The 15,927-nt window shown below is 71.1% G+C and carries 13 protein-coding genes; 9 read left to right on the top strand and 4 right to left on the bottom strand.

What is annotated here, in order from left to right; genetic code table 11:
* Positions 1-16 precede the first annotated feature (16 nt).
* The 3 genes from AB0G47_RS27335 (at position 17) to AB0G47_RS27325 (ending at position 5,060) form a co-directional block, all read left to right on the top strand.
* The gene (locus AB0G47_RS27335) at positions 17-1,978 is read left to right on the top strand and encodes a Xaa-Pro dipeptidyl-peptidase (protein WP_360775064.1); all 1,962 of its coding nucleotides are present in this window, start codon (positions 17-19) and stop codon (positions 1,976-1,978) included.
* The gene (locus tag AB0G47_RS27330) at positions 1,975-3,255 is read left to right on the top strand and encodes a M14 family metallocarboxypeptidase (protein WP_360775061.1); all 1,281 of its coding nucleotides are present in this window, start codon (positions 1,975-1,977) and stop codon (positions 3,253-3,255) included. Before AB0G47_RS27335 ends, AB0G47_RS27330 begins: the two co-directional genes overlap by 4 nt.
* Before the next feature lie 176 nt (positions 3,256-3,431).
* Positions 3,432-5,060: a BCCT family transporter gene (locus AB0G47_RS27325; RefSeq protein WP_360775151.1), complete on the top strand. Its 1,629-nt coding sequence runs from the start codon at positions 3,432-3,434 to the stop codon at positions 5,058-5,060.
* Positions 5,061-5,089: 29 nt separating this feature from the next.
* On the opposite strand, the gene AB0G47_RS27320 is transcribed toward AB0G47_RS27325, so the two are convergent.
* Positions 5,090-6,061, bottom strand: coding sequence for an FAD-dependent oxidoreductase (locus AB0G47_RS27320; RefSeq protein ID WP_360775058.1), 972 nt, complete (start codon positions 6,059-6,061; stop codon positions 5,090-5,092).
* Between the two features lie 66 nt (positions 6,062-6,127).
* Here AB0G47_RS27320 and AB0G47_RS27315 point away from each other — a divergent pair, with 66 nt between their 5' ends.
* The 6 genes from AB0G47_RS27315 (at position 6,128) to AB0G47_RS27290 (ending at position 12,230) form a co-directional block, all read left to right on the top strand.
* Positions 6,128-7,159 carry an oxidoreductase gene (locus tag AB0G47_RS27315; protein ID WP_360775055.1) on the top strand — a complete coding sequence of 344 codons (1,032 nt, stop codon included), beginning with the start codon at positions 6,128-6,130 and terminating at the stop codon, positions 7,157-7,159.
* Positions 7,160-7,287: 128 nt separating this feature from the next.
* Complete coding sequence (locus AB0G47_RS27310; RefSeq protein ID WP_360775052.1) at positions 7,288-8,481, top strand: FAD-dependent oxidoreductase; 1,194 nt, start codon at positions 7,288-7,290, stop codon at positions 8,479-8,481.
* A complete protein-coding gene (locus AB0G47_RS27305) occupies positions 8,478-8,693 on the top strand; it encodes a hypothetical protein (RefSeq protein WP_360775049.1) in 216 nt (71 codons plus the stop codon). Before AB0G47_RS27310 ends, AB0G47_RS27305 begins: the two co-directional genes overlap by 4 nt.
* A gap of 230 nt (positions 8,694-8,923) precedes the next feature.
* Positions 8,924-9,577 (top strand): hypothetical protein, encoded by a 654-nt coding sequence (locus AB0G47_RS27300; RefSeq protein ID WP_360775046.1) that lies wholly within the window; start codon positions 8,924-8,926, stop codon positions 9,575-9,577.
* A 63-nt stretch (positions 9,578-9,640) separates the two neighbouring features.
* Positions 9,641-10,531, top strand: a complete 891-nt coding sequence (locus tag AB0G47_RS27295) for an RNA polymerase sigma-70 factor (protein WP_360775044.1) — start codon at positions 9,641-9,643, stop codon at positions 10,529-10,531.
* Positions 10,532-10,583: 52 nt separating this feature from the next.
* Entirely contained in the window at positions 10,584-12,230 is a 1,647-nt protein-coding gene (locus AB0G47_RS27290; protein WP_360775041.1) for an ABC-F family ATP-binding cassette domain-containing protein, read from the top strand.
* A gap of 82 nt (positions 12,231-12,312) precedes the next feature.
* Here the strand turns inward: AB0G47_RS27290 and AB0G47_RS27285 are convergent, their stop codons facing one another.
* From AB0G47_RS27285 to AB0G47_RS27275, 3 genes are all read right to left on the bottom strand, one after another.
* Positions 12,313-14,688, bottom strand: coding sequence for a Tex family protein (locus AB0G47_RS27285; RefSeq protein WP_360775038.1), 2,376 nt, complete (start codon positions 14,686-14,688; stop codon positions 12,313-12,315).
* A 67-nt stretch (positions 14,689-14,755) separates the two neighbouring features.
* Entirely contained in the window at positions 14,756-14,923 is a 168-nt protein-coding gene (locus tag AB0G47_RS27280; protein WP_360775036.1) for an LPFR motif small protein, read from the bottom strand.
* An 85-nt stretch (positions 14,924-15,008) separates the two neighbouring features.
* Positions 15,009-15,899 (bottom strand): hypothetical protein, encoded by an 891-nt coding sequence (locus AB0G47_RS27275; protein WP_360775033.1) that lies wholly within the window; start codon positions 15,897-15,899, stop codon positions 15,009-15,011.
* Positions 15,900-15,927: the final 28 nt, after the last annotated feature.

The following is a 15,927-nucleotide window of genomic DNA, read 5'->3' as shown; positions in this document are numbered from 1 at the left end:
GTGTACCTTCCGCGCCATGCCGATACGTGCGCGACGCACACGCTTGATCCGGAGATCCCTGGTGACGGCGGCCCTGGCCGCCCTGATGGCCACCCTCATGTCCCCGGGCGCCGCACAAGGGGCGCCGAGCGCCCCGAGTGAGAGCAAGCCCGTCTACTCGTACGAGAGCGCGATCCGCGAAGCCGTCTGGGTCGACACACAGATCGACGGAGACGACGACGGGAAGACCGACCGGGTCGCCGTCGACATCGTCCGGCCCCGCGAACCGGCCCAACAGGGCCGGAAGATACCCGTGATCATGGATGCCAGCCCGTACTACTCCTGCTGCGGGCGCGGCAACGAGAGCCAGAAGAAGACGTACGACGCGAACGGCGACGTCGTCCAGATGCCGCTCTACTACGACAACTACTTCGTGCCCCGCGGCTACGGCTTCGTCGCCGTCGACTTCGCGGGAACGAACCGCTCCGACGGCTGCGTCGACGTCGGCGGCCGCTCCGACGTCCAGTCCGCCAAGGCCGTCGTCGACTGGCTGAACGGCCGGGCCCGCGGCTACACGACCCGGACAGGAAGCCAGTCCGCCAAGGCGACCTGGACCAACGGCGCCACCGGAATGATCGGCAAGAGCTATGACGGCACCGTCGCGCAGGGCGTGGCCGCCACTGGAGTGCGAGGTCTCAAGACCATCGTGCCGATCGGCGCCATCTCCTCCTGGTACGACTACTACTTCGCCAAGGGCGCCCCGCTCTACGACAGCGGCCCCGAATGGCTCTCGGACTACGTGGAGAGCCCGGAGGCCAGGGCCCGCTGCGGCGCCGTACAACAGCGGCTCATCGACGGGGCGCCCCGCACCGGCGACTGGACCCCGCTGTGGAGCGAGCGCGACCATGTCCCGGACGCCGACAAGGTGAAGGCCAGCGTCTTCGCCGTACACGGCATGCAGGACCTGAACGTCCGGATGAAGCACTTCGGTCAGTGGTGGGACGCGCTCGGTGACGCGGGCGTCGACCGCAAGGTGTGGCTCAGCCAGACCGGCCACGTCGATCCGTTCGACTTCCGCCGCGGCGACTGGGTGCGCACCCTGCACCGCTGGTTCGACCATGAACTCCTCGGCTACGACAACGGCATCGACCGCGAGCCGATGGCCGACATCGAGCGGGCACCCGACCGCTGGACCACCGACCGCGTGTGGCCCCCGCGCGCCACGGACACGGTCAAACTCCGTCCCGGCAAGGGCACTTCACCCGGCGTCGGCACCCTCGGCACCCGCCCCGGCACCGGCAGCGAGACCTTCACCGACGACCCGAAGCTGAGCGAGACCGACTGGGCCGCGCAGATCGACACCTCGACCCCCTCGAAGGCAGGGTTCATCAGCCGGCCGCTCGGCCGCGACCTGCGCCTGTCCGGCTCATCCGAAGTGACCGTCACGGCGACCCCGACGACCCGCACCGCCCACCTCTCCGCGGTCCTCGTCGACCTGGGCCCCGACACCATCCGCGACTACGCGAGCGCCGGCGAGGGCATCACCACGCTCACCGAACGCACCTGCTGGGGCGCGAGCACCGCGGGCGACAGCTCCTGCTTCAAGGTGACGAAGGCGAAGACCGCCGACGTCGACTACACGGTCTTCAGCCGCGGCTGGGCCGACCTCGGCAACTGGGCCGACGACCACCAGGGCCGCCCCCTCACGCCGGGCAAGCCGCACACCATCACCCTCGACCTGGCCGCGAGCGACCACGTCGTACCGAAGGGGCACCGCCTCGCCCTGATCGTCGCGGGCACCGACAAGGACCTCATCGATCCCCCCGCCGACACGCCGACGCTCGCCATCGACCTCTCCCGTACGTCGGCGAAGGTACCGATGGTCGGTGGCGCGGGCGCCTTCACCACCTCACCAGACGTCACCCCCCGCGAATCCCGCCTCGACGGCGTGGCCCCGCCGCGTCCGTTCCGCCCCGTCCCGGGAGGCAGCACTTCATGAGACCCCGTATCCGCACCCTGGCGCTGGCCTGCGCCACCGCCGCGCTCGCCGCACCGCTCCTGACCGCGCCCGCGCAGGCATCGGGGACCCCGCCACGTACCGGATTCGAGGAGACGAACGGCGCGCGCTGGACCAGCCAGCCGGAGGAGCAGGACTTCCTCGCCGCCGTCGACAAGTCGACCGACCGCGTATCCGTCGCCCGCATCGGCACTACCAAGCAGAACCGGCCGCTCCAACTGGTGCGCATCGGCGACCGGCCCGCGAAGAACACGGTGCTGCTGATCTGCAGCCAGCACGGCGACGAGCCGTCGGGCCGTGAGGCGTGTCTGTCGACGGTCCGCGACCTGGCGTACGCGAAGGACAAGCAGACCCACAAGTTCCTCTCCCGCACCACGCTCCTCGTCGTCCCCACCGCCAACCCGGACGGCCGCGCCGCCGACACCCGCGGCAACTCCGACGGCGTCGACATCAACCGGGACCACATCGCGCTGCAGACGGCGGAGGGCCGTACGATGGCTGCCCTCATCCGCGACCGGAAGCCCGACGCCATCTACGACCTGCACGAGTACGGCGCGACGCCCAAGTACTACGACAAGGACCTCTTCGACCTGTGGCCGCGCAACCTCAACACCGACGAGGCGGTCCACGGCGAGGCGAAGACCCTGTCGGAGGGCTATGTCAGGCCGGCCGCCAACAAGTCGGGGTACACGACGGGAACGTACGGGATCTGGACCGACCCCGTGACCGGTGAGCCCATCAAGCAGACCGCGGGCGACGGCCAGGAGCGCATCCTGCGCAACGTCTCCGGCATCAAGCACGCCGCGGGTCTGCTCATCGAAAGCCGGGTAGACCCGCTCACCGACGCCGAGAAGAAGGACGAGGCGCTGAACAACCGCCGCCGCGTGAACTCCCAACTCTCGGCCCTGGGCGGCCTGTTCGCCTACGCCGACGAGCGGCGCGGTCAACTGGAGGCGGCCACAGGCGCGGCCCGGCTCGAAGGCTTCCGCGACAGCGGCCCCGTCTACATCGGCGGCGCCGACAACGACCCCGCCGAACCGTCCGAGGTGATCCAGGACCCGCCCGCCTGCTACCGGCTCGACGCCGCCCAGTACGGCGACATCAAGGACGAACTCGCCCTGCACGGAGTGCAGGCGAAGCGGGACGGGTCGGGCGCGTACGTGCCGCTGCGGCAGTCCGCCCGTGCCCTCGTGCCGCTGCTCCTCGACGAGCGCGCTCCCTATCACCTGGTCACAGGTCGGCCCGACACCGCCTGTTGAGCAGCTGAGTGGTGCGTCACATGTGGTAGTGGGTAGCGGAGCACAGAGATTGTACGAATACGAAATCCGTGAAAGGTGCACTTGTGACGCAAGACCTGCAGAAAGCGGACGGCGGAGGAGAGGCGCCTGATCCGGCGCTCTCCTCCTCCGGCCGGTCTCCACAGACCGACCGGATCGTGTTCGGAGTGACCGCCGTGCTCACCCTGGCCTTCGTGGTCTGGGGTGCCGTGGCGACGGACTCCCTGGAGGAAGTCTCCACGGACGCGCTCAACGGCCTGATGACCAACGGCGGTTGGTTCTTCATGCTGACCGCGAGCGGCTTCGTGGTCTTCGCGCTCTGGCTGGCGATCAGCCGGTACGGGAAGATCACCCTCGGCAAGGAGGGCGAGGAGCCGGAGTTCAGGACCGTTTCCTGGGTCGCCATGATGTTCAGCGCCGGCATGGGCATCGGCCTGATGTTCTACGGCGTGAGTGAGCCGCTCGCCCACTTCACCACGCCCCCGCCGGGCACGGATCCCGCCGACTCCGCCGCGGCGATGGAAACCGCCATGGCCACCACCCTCTTCCACTGGACGCTCCACCCGTGGGCGATCTACGCGGTGGTGGGCCTGGCGATCGCCTACAGCACGTTCCGGCGTCGCCGGCGGCAGACCATCAGCGCCGTGTTCACGCCCCTCATCGGCGAGAAGCACTCCAAGGGCACCTGGGGCAGGGTCATCGACATCCTGGCCATCCTCGCGACGCTCTTCGGCTCCGCCGCGTCGCTGGGTCTCGGTGCCCTGCAGATCGGCAGTGGCGTCGAGGTCCTCGACTGGATGGACGACGCGGGCACGGGTCTGCTCGTCACCATCATCGCCGTACTGAGCCTGGCCTTCGTGGCGTCCGCCGTCTCCGGTGTGGAGAAGGGCGTCCAGTGGCTCTCCAACATCAACATGGTGCTCGCGGGGCTCCTCGTGGTGTTCGTCTTCATCGCGGGCCCCACCGTCATCATGCTGGACATGCTGCCGACCTCGCTCGGCGCCTACCTCGACGACCTCCCGCAGCTGATGGGCCGCACCGAGGCCTCGAGCGGCAAGGGCGTCGCGGAGTGGCTGAGCGGCTGGACGGTCTTCTACTGGGCCTGGTGGATCTCCTGGACGCCCTTCGTCGGCATGTTCATCGCCAGGATCAGCAGGGGCCGTACGATCCGTCAGTTCGTCGGCGGCGTCATTCTCGTCCCCAGCACGGTCAGCCTCATCTGGTTCGCCGTCTTCGGCGGCAGCGCGATGACGGTCAAGGACCGCGGCGGTCTGGAGGGTCAGGACACCCCGGAGTCCCAGCTCTTCGGTCTCCTTCACGAGTACCCGATCGCCACGGCCACGAGCCTGCTGGTGATGATCCTGGTGGGCATCTTCTTCGTCTCGGGTGCCGACGCGGCCTCGATCGTGATGGGCACGCTCTCCCAGAAGGGTGCGCTCGAACCGGGCAAGCTCGTCGTCGTGTTCTGGGGCATGGTCACCGGCGCCGTCGCCGCGATCATGCTGCTCATCGGTGACGGCTCGGACGACGCACTCACCGGGCTACGGAATCTGACGATCCTTGTCGCGGCGCCCTTCACCCTGGTGATGATCGGGATGTGTGTGGCGCTGATGCGGGACCTGCGCCACGACCCGCTGATCGTGCGGGGCGAGCACGGCACGGAAGCCGTCGAGAAGGCCGTGATCGCCGGTCACGCGCAGTACGACGGTGAGTTCGAGATCCAGATCGGCCCGGTCGAGAACGGGGGCGACTCGGAGCCCGAGGGGAAGCCGGTCAAGTCCGGCTGACCCTTTCCGTCAAGACCGACCCTGTCCCATCAGGGGGAGGCGGCCGTCCCGTCCGCGAGACGCGCCGCCTCCTGGGCGCATCCCCACGCCACCGTGACCCCGGCGCCCCCATGGCCGTAGTTGTGCACCAACACCCGGCCACCGTCGTGGAGTTCACGCTCGATCCGCACCGCGGGGCGTGCCGGCCGCAGCCCCACCCGGTGGCCGAGCACCCGCGCCCCCGCGATCTCGGGCCGCACCTCCGCGCACCGCTTCACGATCGCGTCGGCCACCGCGGGATCCGGCTCCAACGACCAGTCGTCCTCCTGCGCCGTGCCGCCGAGCACGAGCCTGCCCGGCTGCGGGAAGAAGTACGTCGACGTGTGCGCGGTGGCGGCCGCGGAGGCGAACCACGTCCGCACCCCGGGGTTCTCCACCAGCACCAGCTGCCCCCGCACCGGCCGCACCGAGGCGTCAGGCGCCAGCGTCCGCGCCCCGATCCCCGAGCAGTTGACCACACACCGCGCCCCGGCAAGGGGCTCGGCAAGGCTCTCCACGGTGCGTACCTCCACGGTCCCGCCCGCCCGCGCCAGACGCTCGCGCAGCCACCGCAGATGCACCGGCATGTCGATGAGCGGCAGCCGCGCCCACACGCCAGGGCCGTCGTACTCGGCGCGGCTCGCGGTCCGCAGCCCCGCCACCCGGGCCGCCCACGGCCCGAGCTCGTCCAGCCGCGTCTCGGCGTGTACGCCATCGACCATGCGTACGCCGGGCTCGTCGGCCCGCGTCGCCAACTCCTCGTACACGGACAGGGATTGGAGCGACCAGTCGCCCACGGACCGGGCGGGCTCGATGCGGTAGGGCCACCACAGCGCGCCCGCGACCGCCGAGGTCGTGTGCTCGGCGGGCTCCCGCGACCACACCCGCACCCGGCGCCCTTGTTCGGCGAGCAGGACAGCGGTCGTCAGACCGATGACACCACTGCCCACCACGATCACATCGCTGTCACGCGCCTCGTCCATCCCAGGAACGTAGCGGAATGCGTGATGCCGTGCTCACATCACGTCTCAGGTGGGGATACTCACACCATGTCTGCCGAGTACGCGACCTTCGGTCTGGCACCGGCCATGCGCGCCGGTGGAGTTCTCGCCAACGGTGACTACCAAGTCCACCGGGATTTCGTCGACTTCATCGTGAACGGACGACCGCTGCTGTTCCAGCTCTCCGACCTCGACGCCGTCTCCCCCCTCGCCGCCGACGTACCACCCGCGATCTTCAGCCATCACGTACGCGGACTGCTCCTGGAAACGGAGGCGCCGCTGCTCGAAGGCCGGCACGTCATCTACGGATGCCCCGAATGCGAGGGCCTGGAGTGCGGGGCGGTCACCGCCGTCATCGAGCGGGCACCGGACGGTGCCGACGCCTATGTCTGGCGTGACTTCGCCTGGCAGACCGCCGAGCGGGCCGACCTGGAGCTCAACGGCTACCACGGCATAGGGCCCTTCCGCTTCCGCGGTGCCGAATACCGCGAAGCCCTCGGCCAGTTGCTCACCGGCGGTGAGCCGACGGCGCGCCGCCGGGTGCTCCTGATCGGGGCGCGCGTCGCCGTCCTCGCCAAGCTCGCCGCCGCGCTGCGCACGATCGGTGTCGGCGCGGATATCGCCGCGGACGCGGCGGGCGTGCCACCGGACGAGCTGCGCACGTACGGGGCGGTGGCCTTCGGCCGCGCGGTCCCGGCCGCGACGCGCGACGGGGTGCGCGCCGCGTTCGAAGGGGCGGGACTCCAGGTCGCGTACGTCGACGGCCTCGCCCCGATCATCCCGCTCCTGGTGGCGCAGATAGAGCACGCCCTGGACCGCAGCCCGTCGGAGCAGCGGCGCCTGACGCGTCTCGCGGCGATGGACGGCTCGGCGGACGTCGAGATCACCTCGACATGCCGGGTCCAGCTCGTCGCGTACCGCCTCGACCGGCTCTCGCGCACCCAGGTCCACGAGGTCTTCGAGGACGTGCTCGAACCGGGGGAGCACCGCATCCCGCTGGACGGCAAGGCGACGAAGGGGGAGTCGTTCGTGGTGGCCCGGACGACGGACAGCGTCCTGGTGGCACCGATAAGAAGGTAGCCCGCACCCCATCGGAACCGTGACCTGGATCACATCGATGGTCTGTCACGCGCGGCCGAGCTCGTCTGTCCCATGGGCGTCACCGAAACGACGCCCCCGAATACGGGGCACGAGCAGGGGAGTTGCGCATGAGCACCGACCACCGGATCGTCATCATCGGCGGCGGCTACACCGGCCTGCTGTGCGCGATCCGCCTGGCCCGCCGCACCCGGCGTACCGGCGCCCGCGTCACGCTGGTCAACCCGTCGGCCCGGTTCACCGAGCGGCTGCGGATGCATCAGGTCGTCGCCGGACAGGAACTGGCGGACCATCAGATCCCCGAGCTCCTGACGGGCACGGGCGTCGAGTTCGTGCAGGGCACGGCGACGGGCATCGACACCGCAGGCCGGACAGTGGCGGTGCGGACGCCGGAGGGCGCGGCCGAGCTGCCTTACGACAACCTCGTGTACGCCATCGGCAGCTCCACCGACACCGCTGCGGTGCCGGGCGCCGATGAGCATGCCGAGACCCTGAACAGCCCTGCCGCGGCACACCACTTCGCCACCCGGCTCGCCCGCCTGGCAGTCGACGGCGGCACCGTGGCCGTGTGCGGCGGCGGCCTCACCGGCATCGAGGCGGCCACCGAGATCGCCGAGAGCCACCCGGGCCTGCGCGTCACACTGATCAGCCGCGGCGAACCGGGCACCATGATGGGCCGGAAGGCACGCGCCCACCTCCACGCCGCGTTCGAGCGCCTCGGCATCACCCTGCGCACCGGCTCCGCGATCACCAAAGTCCTGCCCGACGGCGTCGAGTTGGCGGACGGCCGGCACATCGCGTCCGACGCGTGCCTGTGGACCACCGGCGTACGGGTCCCCGCCCTCGCGGCGGACTCCGGAATCGCCGTCGACAGGCGCGGCCTCATCCTGGTCGACGCCACTCTCCGTTCGACCTCGCACCCGGAGATCCACGCGATCGGCGACGCCGCCGCCGTGCGCCAGGCGTGGGGCCAGGTCCACGGCACTTGCCAGAGCGGCCTCCCCGTCGCCGCGTACACCGCCGACGCGCTGGCCCGCCGGCTGCGCGGCAAGGCCATCAGGCCGTTCCGCTTCGGCTACTTCCACCAGCCCGTCAGCCTCGGCCGCCGCGACGCCGTCATCCAGTTCACGCACGCCGACGACACCCCGCGCCGCTGGTTCCTGCACGGCAGGCCCGCCGTCGCCTACAAGGAGACGATCAGCGGCAGCCCGCTGAAGCTCTACCGCATGAGCAAGCGCATGACCGTGTCCGCCTCCCTCTCCAAGGGCGGCCGCGCCACCCGGCCCGAGCGGAAGGCGCGATGAGGGTCCTGCTCGCCGGAGCCACCGGCGCGATCGGCCGTCCCCTGACGGGCGCGCTGACCGCGGCCGGACGTCACGTCCTGGCCCTGCCCCGCAGTGATGCAGCCGCCGCTGCCGTACGCACGCTCGGCGCCGAACCGGCACGCGCCGAAGCCCTGGACCGGGGCTCCCGGCCTGGCTGCAGCGCCGGACGGCCCCGTACCTCGGTGTGCTGATGGCCGACACCACGCTCCGCACCTCGCACGCCAAGGCCTGTGCGGAACTCGGCTGGGAGCCCGTGCACTACGCCGCTGAGCGCAGGGCGCGGCCCGCGGATACGACGTAGGGAGCAGCCCAGGTCGTGCCCCTCGTACGACGCGGTACGCGGCGCGAACCGAGATTCTCGTGATGTCGCCGCCGCACCAGAACGTCACCAACACCTCATCCCCATCCAGGAGTTAGCCAGATGTCTGCCATCACCTCTCCCGCACCGGCCACAGCGGCCGCACCCGCGTCCAACCGCCTCGCCCTCACCGGAGTCGGCTTCGCCGTCCTCTTCATCGCGAGCCTGGTCTTCTCCGGCCTCGCCGGCAGTACCACCTATCCGTCGCCGTTCGAGGCGGACAAGGTGGCGGAGGCGTACTTCGCCGACAACGGCGGCGTCGTCCTCGGCATGGGCATCCTGCAGCTGCTGTCCGCCGTGCCGCTGGCCGCCTTCGTGCTGGCGCTGACCAAGGGGGCCGCGAGGGCGGGGCTCGTGAGGGCCGCCGGCCTCTGCGCCGCCGCGGGCCTTGCGGCCTGTGCGCTCATCGGTCTCGCCATCCCCGTGCTCGACGCGAGCGGCGACACCCTGCACACGCTGCACTACCTCACCTTCATGGCGGGCGGCCCCGCCCACGTCCCGTTCCTGGGGATCGTCGTCGGTGCGAGTGCCCTCGCGTTCCGTACGTCGGCACCCCGCTGGACCACGGTCCTCGGCCTGACGTCGGCCGGGCTCGCGCTCCTCTCGCTCGCCACCTTCGTGAGCGAGTCGCTCATGCTGCTGCTCCCGCTCGGCCGCTTCACGGCGATCCTCTGGATCCTGGTCACCGCGGTACGGGCGGCCCGCCTCCGCAAGTGAAGAGGGGGCGGTGCGGTACGCGTACACCTAGGCACCCCGTCGACACCCTGGGAGCATGCCCCGATGACCGACGCCAAGCCCGCACTTGACCCGTTCCTCGAGCACCGGCGGCTGCTGCACTCCACCGCCTACCGGATGCTGGGCAGCGTCGCCGATGCCGAGGATGTCCTGCAGGACGCCTGGCTGAGCTGGAACTCGGCGGACCGCGACGCCGTCCGCCACCCCAAGGCGTACCTGGTGCGCACGGTCACCAACCTGTCGCTCAACCGGCTCACTTCGGTGCGGGCCACCCGCGAGACCTACATCGGCCCGTGGCTCCCCGAACCGCTGCTCACGTCACCCGACATCGCGGAGGAGAGCGAGATGGCCGACACCGTCTCGACGGCGATGCTCGTCGTGCTCGAATCCCTCAGCCCGGTCGAGCGCGCGGTCTTCCTGCTCCGCGAGGTCTTCGGCTACACGCACGCCGAGATCGCCGATGTCCTCGAACGCCCCGAGGCCACCGTCCGGCAGATCGCCCACCGGGCCCGCGCGCACGTCCAGGCGCGCCGCCCCCGCTTCGACACCGACGCGGACCAGCGCCGCCAGGTCACCGCACGGTTCCTGGCGGCCTGCTCGGGCGGCGATCTCAACGCGGTCATGGAGATGCTGGCCCCCGACGTCACCGCCTGGTCCGACGGCGGCGGCAAGGTCACCGCGGCCCGCCGCCCGCTGTACGGCACGGACCATGTGGCGCGCTGGTTCCTCGGCGTCCTGGCGAAGCCCGCGCTGACGGGCGTCACGCTGGAGCCCGCCACGATCAACGGCGAACTGGGCATCCTGATCAAGGTGGGCGACTACATAGGCGGCTGTCTGACCTACGACCTGGCCGACGGCTTGATCCAGAACATGCGCTTCCAGTTCAACCCGGAGAAGCTGAGCGGGCCGAGCGGGCCGAGCGGGCCGCGCGGGTGAACCGAGGCGCCGGACGATCCGGTCCCGGCTCTCGCCTAAACTCGACCCCCTGATGACCGCAACCCTCGTCGCCAAGAACCTCGCCGCCGGCCACGGCGACCGCTCGCTGTTCTCCGCCCTTGAGCTGGTCGTCGCCCCCGGCGACGTCATCGGCCTGGTCGGCGCCAACGGCGCGGGCAAGTCCACGCTGCTGCGTCTCCTCGCGGGCCTCGACACCCCGGAGACCGGCGAACTCCGGCTCTCCCCGCCCAGCGCGTCCGTGGGCCACCTGCCCCAGGAGCCCGACCGCCGCCCCGGCGAGTCCATCCGCGCCTTCCTGGCCCGCCGCACCGGCGTCGCCGAGGCTCAGCGGACGATGGACGAGGCCACCCAGGGCCTGGTCGACGGGGCGCCGGGCGCGGACGACGCGTACGCGCAGAGCCTGGAGCGCTGGCTGGCCCTGGGCGGCGCCGACCTGGACGAGCGGGCCGACGAGGTCGCCGCGTCCCTTGGCCTGAGCGTCAGCCTCGACCAGCCCATGACCTCCCTCTCCGGCGGTCAGGCCGCCCGCGCGGGCCTGGCATCGCTGCTCCTGTCCCGCTACGACGTGTTCCTCCTGGACGAGCCGACCAACGACCTGGACCTCGCGGGCCTCGACCGCCTGGAGAGCTTCGTACGAGGACTGCGGGCCGGCACGGTCGTCGTCAGCCACGACCGCGAGTTCCTCACCCGCACGGTCACCAAGGTCCTCGAACTCGACCTCGCCCAGCAGCAGATCAACCTCTACGGCGGCGGCTACGAGGCGTATCTGGAGGAGCGGGACGTCGCGCGCCGCCACGCACGCGACGAGTTCGAGGAGTACGCCGACAAGAAGTCCGCCCTCGAAGGCCGCGCCCAGATGCAGCGGTCCTGGATGGACAAGGGCGTCAAGAACGCCCGTCGCAAGGCGGGCGACAACGACAAGATCGGCCGCAACTTCCGCAGCGACGCCAGCGAGAAGCAGGCGGCGAAGGCCCGCCAGACCCAGCGCATGATCGAACGCCTCGACGTCGTCGAGGAGCCCCGCAAGGAGTGGGAACTGCGCATGGAGATCGCGTCGGCGCCGCGCTCCGGCAGCGTCGTCGCCACACTCCGCGACGCGGAGGTGCACCGCGGCGACTTCACGCTCGGCCCGGTCACCCTGCAGATCGACTGGGCGGACCGCGTCGCGATCACCGGTGCGAACGGCTCGGGCAAGTCGACGCTGCTCGGCGCCCTGCTGGGCCGCGTCCCCACGGACGCGGGGCACGCGGCCCTCGGCTCAGGCGTGCTCGTCGGCGAGGTCGACCAGGCCCGTGCGCTGTTCCACGGCTCCGAGTCGCTCCTGGACGCGTTCTGCGCCGCCGTGCCGGACACCGAGCCGGCCGAAGTGCGCACGCTGCTCGCCAAGTTCGGCCTGAAGGCCGCGCACGTCCTGCGCTCGGCGGCCACCCTCTCCCCGGGCGAACGCACCCGCGCGGCGCTCGCGCTCCTGCAAGGGCGAGGCGTCAACCTCCTCGTCCTGGACGAGCCGACGAACCACCTCGACCTGCCGGCGATCGAGCAGCTGGAGGCCGCCCTGGAGTCCTACGAGGGCACGCTGCTCCTGGTCACGCACGACCGCAGGATGCTGGACGCGGTGCGGGTGACAAGGCGGTTGGAAGTGGCTGACGGCAAGGTGCTGGAACTTCCGTCACCTTGACGCTGCGGGGTAATCGGGCGGGTGGGTGGGAAGCGCCGGCCGCCAGGCCGGCGAACCACCCACCCACCCGCAGGCAAGTACGTCAGCGCTGCTTGGGGTCCAGAAGCCCGGCCCGCCGCAGCGCGTCAGCCATCGCGTCATTGGCCGGCGGCGGCCCCTGCCGCTTCTGCTGCCGCTGACCCTGGCCGCCCTGCTGGCGAGGGGGCCGCTGCCCCCTCTGCTGGGGCGGGCGCCCGCCGCGCTTGGGCTGCTCCCCACCGGCGGGCGCAGCCTCGTCGTCCAGGCGCAGCGTCAGCGAGATCCGCTTGCGCGGAATGTCGACGTCCATCACCTTCACCTTGACGATGTCGCCCGGCTTCACCACGTCACGCGGGTCCTTGACGAACGTCTTGGACATCGCCGAGACATGCACGAGCCCGTCCTGGTGGACGCCGATGTCCACGAAGGCACCGAACGCCGCCACGTTCGTGACGACACCCTCCAGGACCATCCCCGACGCGAGGTCGGAGATCTTCTCGACGCCGTCCTTGAAGGTCGCCGTCTTGAACGCGGGACGCGGGTCGCGCCCCGGCTTCTCCAGCTCCTTCAAGATGTCGCTCACGGTCGGCAGACCGAAGGACTCGTCCACGAACTCGTCCGCCCTGAGCGAGCGCAGCGTCCCCGTGTCGCCGATGAGCGAAGCGACCTCGCCGCCCGTCTTCTTCGCCATCTTGCGCACCACCGGGTACGCCTCGGGGTGCACGCTGGAGGCGTCGAGCGGGTCGTCGCCGCCCCGGATGCGCAGGAAGCCCGCGCACTGCTCGTACGCCTTGGGACCGAGGCGCGGAACGTCCTTGAGGCCCTTGCGGGACGAGAAGGGGCCGTTCGCGTCGCGGTGCGCCACGATGTTCTCGGCGAGGCCCGAGCCGATCCCGGAGACCCGGGCGAGCAGCGGGGCGGACGCCGTGTTCACGTCCACGCCGACGCCGTTCACACAGTCCTCGACGACCGCGTCGAGCGAGCGCGAGAGCTTCACCTCGGAGAGGTCGTGCTGGTACTGGCCGACGCCGATGGACTTCGGGTCGATCTTCACCAGCTCGGCGAGCGGGTCCTGAAGACGGCGGGCGATGGACACGGCGCCGCGCAGCGACACGTCCATGTCGGGCAGCTCCTGCGAGGCGAACGCGGAGGCCGAGTACACGGAGGCGCCCGCCTCGGAGACCATCACCTTGGTGAGGTTCAACTCCGGGTGCTTGGTGATGAGTTCACCGGCGAGCTTGTCCGTCTCGCGGGACGCCGTGCCGTTCCCGATCGCGATGAGGTCGACCGAGTGCTCCTTGGCGAGCTTCGCCAGGGTGGCCAGGGACTGGTCCCACTTGTTGGCCGGGACGTGCGGGTTGATGACGTCCGTCGCGACGACCTTGCCGGTCGCGTCGACGACGGCCACCTTCACGCCCGTACGGAAACCGGGGTCGAGCCCCAGCGTCGCGCGCGTGCCCGCCGGTGCGGCGAGCAGCAGGTCGCGCAGGTTCGACGCGAAGACCCGCACCGCCTCGTCCTCGGCGGCCGTGCGCAGGCGAAGGCGCAGGTCGATGCCCAGGTGCACGAGGATGCGGGTGCGCCAGGACCAGCGGACCGTGTCCTGCAGCCACTTGTCCGCGGGACGGCCGCGGTCGGCGACGCCGAAGCGGTGGGCGACGATCCCCTCGTACGAAGACGGGCCCTCCGTGGCCTCCTCGGGCTCCAGGACGAGGTCGAGGACCTCCTCCTTCTCGCCGCGCAGCATCGCGAGGACGCGGTGCGAGGGCAGCTCCTTGAAGGGCTCGGCGAAGTCGAAGTAGTCGGCGAACTTGGCGCCCGCCTCCTCCTTGCCGTCGCGGACCTTCGCGGCGAGCCGGCCGCGCACCCACATGCGCTCGCGCAGCTCGCCGATCAGGTCGGCGTCCTCGGAGAAACGCTCCGCGAGGATCGCGCGGGCGCCATCCAGGGCGGCCTGCGGGTCGGCGACGCCCTTGTCGGCGTCGACGAACGCGGCGGCCGCCGCGTGCGGGTCCACGGACGGGTCGCCGAGCAGGCCGTCGGCCAGCGGCTCCAGACCCGCCTCGCGGGCGATCTGCGCCTTGGTGCGCCGCTTCGGCTTGAACGGCAGGTAGATGTCCTCGAGGCGCGCCTTGGTGTCCGCCGCGCGGATCCGCGCCTCGAGCTCGTCGGTGAGTTTGCCCTGCTCACGGACCGATTCGATGATCGCCGCGCGCCGGTCCTCGAGCTCCCGCAGATAACGCAGCCGCTCCTCGAGCGTGCGCAGCTGCGCGTCGTCGAGCATCTCGGTCGCTTCCTTGCGGTAGCGCGCGATGAAGGGCACCGTCGAACCGCCGTCGAGCAGGTCGACGGCGGCCTTCACCTGCCGCTCCCGTACACCGAGTTCCTCGGCGATCCTGCTTTCGATGGATGCTGGAGTGGACGTCTGCAGAGGTGCCACGTTCCGGTACCGCCTTCTCACTGGGGTTGCCGGGCAATTGTGGCAGGTGGCACCGACAGCGGGGGGATCAGACCCGGCGTGCCCGGCCCGGCCGTCGCATCGGCCGTCGGCCCGTCCGCCGTCCGGAGCGTGAGGCGCCGCCGAACAGCCGGGCGAGGGCGCGGAACGGCAGCGTGACCACCGCGGCGAGGGTGGCACCGATCTGACGCAGGATGTCCGCGATCGCACGGAGCATGGGTGTTTCCCTTCCGTCTCGCGGGCCGGTGCGGAATGCGCCGGCCCTCGCGACGTCCGGGTACCTCAACGGGGACGGGCCATGCTCAGGCCTTGCCGAGCAGATCCGCCGGGAACGCGCCCGCCGTCAGCGCGGCTCCGATGAACGCCGACCCCAGCTCCGTCAGGCGCTCGACGCCCGCGGCGCCCAGGTGCTCGTACGGCGCGCGGTCGAGGCGGTCCGTGGCCTCCTCGATGTCCCCGCGCAGCGCGACGCCCGCCTCCGTCAACTCGCCAGCGCCGTCGAGCAGTCCGCGGGCCCGCAGCCGCTCCACGGCGGCGTCCCAGTCCTCCTGGGTCCAGCCGCGCGTGCTGAAGATCCACTTCGGAGTCATGCCCTTGCCGGTCGCCGTGTGGCTCACCAGGGCCTCGACCGCGTCGAGTTCGGCGTTCAGGAGGACGGCCAGATGTCCGTCGCCCCGGTGCTCGCGCAGCAGCGTCGCGGCGTGGAAGTACGCGAGGTGCGGCTGCTCGGGGACGGGCAGGTCCGCGTGCGCGGCGTACAGCGGGCGCCCGGAGCGGGAGCACGCCTCGGCGGCGCGCAGGGCGAGCTCCGCCGCCTCCGCCATCTCCGGGGATGCGATGGCTTCTTCGCCGAGAAGCCGGCGCAGGGTCGCGTCGACGGCACGCGCGCGTGCCGCCAGTACGTCCTCGGGGGATGCGACGCGCCAGATCGCCGGCACGTGCTCCGCGACGAGGTCGTACTTGTAGTTGTAGAACGCGGCCGTGACCGCCCCGGCGCCGACCGGGCCCATCGCCGCCGTGCGCACGGCGAAGTTGACGGCCCGGGGGTTGGTGATCCCGATGCCGGCGAGCTCGCGGCCCACGTCGGGCGAGAAGTAGTGCGTGGAGTGCAGCGAGTTGAGCATGTTGTGACATCGACGTCCCGCGCGCGGGTGCAGCGCGGCGGCCGGGGACGAGGGCGTGAGAGAAGTCATGGACGCACGTTACCGACTGGTTGGTATG

The organism is Streptomyces sp. NPDC021622 (genome assembly GCF_040640795.1).
Lineage (GTDB): Bacteria > Actinomycetota > Actinomycetes > Streptomycetales > Streptomycetaceae > Streptomyces.
This window is presented reverse-complemented; position numbering and strand designations above follow the sequence as displayed.

Excerpts from the sequence above, each read along its gene's own strand:
- AB0G47_RS27335 (WP_360775064.1), top strand. The coding sequence starts at position 17 with ATGCCGATACGTGCGCGACGCACACGCTTGATCCGGAGATCCCTGGTG.
- AB0G47_RS27330 (WP_360775061.1), top strand. The coding sequence starts at position 1,975 with ATGAGACCCCGTATCCGCACCCTGGCGCTGGCCTGCGCCACCGCCGCG.
- AB0G47_RS27320 (WP_360775058.1), bottom strand. The coding sequence starts at position 6,061 with ATGGACGAGGCGCGTGACAGCGATGTGATCGTGGTGGGCAGTGGTGTC.
- AB0G47_RS27315 (WP_360775055.1), top strand. The coding sequence starts at position 6,128 with ATGTCTGCCGAGTACGCGACCTTCGGTCTGGCACCGGCCATGCGCGCC.
- AB0G47_RS27310 (WP_360775052.1), top strand. The coding sequence starts at position 7,288 with ATGAGCACCGACCACCGGATCGTCATCATCGGCGGCGGCTACACCGGC.
- AB0G47_RS27305 (WP_360775049.1), top strand. The coding sequence starts at position 8,478 with ATGAGGGTCCTGCTCGCCGGAGCCACCGGCGCGATCGGCCGTCCCCTG.
- AB0G47_RS27300 (WP_360775046.1), top strand. The coding sequence starts at position 8,924 with ATGTCTGCCATCACCTCTCCCGCACCGGCCACAGCGGCCGCACCCGCG.
- AB0G47_RS27295 (WP_360775044.1), top strand. The coding sequence starts at position 9,641 with ATGACCGACGCCAAGCCCGCACTTGACCCGTTCCTCGAGCACCGGCGG.
- AB0G47_RS27290 (WP_360775041.1), top strand. The coding sequence starts at position 10,584 with ATGACCGCAACCCTCGTCGCCAAGAACCTCGCCGCCGGCCACGGCGAC.
- AB0G47_RS27280 (WP_360775036.1), bottom strand. The coding sequence starts at position 14,923 with ATGCTCCGTGCGATCGCGGACATCCTGCGTCAGATCGGTGCCACCCTC.
- AB0G47_RS27275 (WP_360775033.1), bottom strand. The coding sequence starts at position 15,899 with ATGACTTCTCTCACGCCCTCGTCCCCGGCCGCCGCGCTGCACCCGCGC.